Raw genomic sequence first — 1682 nt, 5'->3', positions numbered from 1 at the left:
GCCTTCCCCATCACGCCTCAGCATTGTTACAGCGGATTTGCCTACCGTAACTGCCTAAACGCTTAGACTAGCATTTCCAATCGCTAGCACACACTATCCTTCTCCGTCACACCCTCGATAATAACGATGGTAGTGGTATCGGAATATCAACCGATTGTCCATCGCCTACGCCTTTCGGCCTCGGCTTAGGTCCCGACTAACCCTCAGCGGACGAGCCTTCCTGAGGAAACCTTAGATATTCGGCCTGTAGGATTCTCACCTACATCTCGCTACTAATGCCAACATTCTCACTCGTAATCAGTCCACCGCTCCTTACGGTACGACTTCAGCCCGATTACGACGCTCCCCTACCGCTTGCTTACGCAAGCCCGTAGCTTCGGTGGTAAGTTTAGCCCCGGTACATTTTCGGCGCAGGATCTCTCGACTAGTGAGCTATTACGCACTCTTTAAATGAGTGGCTGCTTCTAAGCCAACATCCTAGTTGTCTTAGAAATCCCACATCCTTTTCCACTTAACTTACACTTTGGGACCTTAGCTGACGATCTGGGCTGTTTCCCTTTTGACCACGGATCTTATCATTCGTAGTCTGACTGCCGGACTAAATGTATATGGCATTCGGAGTTTGATAAGGTTCGGTAAGCGATATGCCCCCTAGCCCATTCAGTGCTCTACCTCCACTACACATATCCGACGCTAGCCCTAAAGCTATTTCGGGGAGAACCAGCTATCTCCGAGTTCGATTGGAATTTCTCCGCTATCCACAGCTCATCCCATGCTTTTTCAACAGCAACGTGGTTCGGTCCTCCACGAAGTTTTACCCTCGCTTCAACCTGGCCATGGATAGGTCACCCGGTTTCGGGTCTACGGCATGCAACTAGTCGCCCTATTAAGACTCGGTTTCCCTTCGGCTCCGTACCTTAAGTACTTAACCTTGCTACATACCGTAACTCGTTGGCTCGTTCTACAAAAAGCACGTCATCACCCTCATAAGGGGCTTTGACCGGTTGTAGGCACACGGTTTCAGGTTCTATTTCACTCCCCTCCCGGGGTTCTTTTCACCTTTCCCTCACGGTACTGCTTCACTATCGGTCATCAGGTAGTATTTAGCCTTGGGAGGTGGTCCTCCCTGCTTCCCACAAGGTTTCACGTGTCTCGTGGTACTCTGGATCAGAACTTGATTATTTTCACTTTCACCTACAGGACTATTACCTCCTACGGTCTTACTTTCCAGTAATGTTCGGTTAATGAAAACTTCTCGTTAATGTTCTGTCCGCAACCCCAGAGATAAATCTCTGGTTTGGGCTCTTTCCCTTTCGCTCGCCGCTACTCAGAAAATCGATTTTTCTTTCTCTTCCTCTAGGTACTTAGATGTTTCAGTTCCCTAGGTTTACCTCCGTATAGCTATGTATTCACTATACGGTACATGGGGTTTCCCATGTGTGTTTCCACATTCGGAAATCTCCGGATCACTGGCTATGTGCGCCTACCCGAAGCTTATCGCAGCTTATCACGTCCTTCATCGGCTCCTGATGCCAAGGCATTCACCATGCGCCCTTTGTAGCTTGACCTATCAAGTCAATTTTTCAAAGTATTTGCATTTAATATCACAAAGAATATTTCTTGGCTACTTCTCATATTTGAAGTTATATATATTAATTCATGTGCAATTTTCAAAGAACAAA

General features: G+C 47.4%; 1 rRNA gene. It reads right to left on the bottom strand.

The window, feature by feature from the left end:
* Nucleotides 1-1568 (bottom strand): 23S ribosomal RNA (locus LQE93_RS16500); the annotation flags it as partial.
* Between the last annotated feature and the right edge of the window lie 114 nt (nucleotides 1569-1682).

Origin of the sequence: Clostridium sp. NSJ-145 (assembly GCF_021044725.1) — a bacterium.
GTDB lineage: Bacteria > Bacillota > Clostridia > Clostridiales > Clostridiaceae > Clostridium > Clostridium disporicum_B.
The sequence above is the reverse complement of the archived record's forward strand: the minus strand, read 5'-3'. Positions and strand labels throughout refer to the sequence as shown.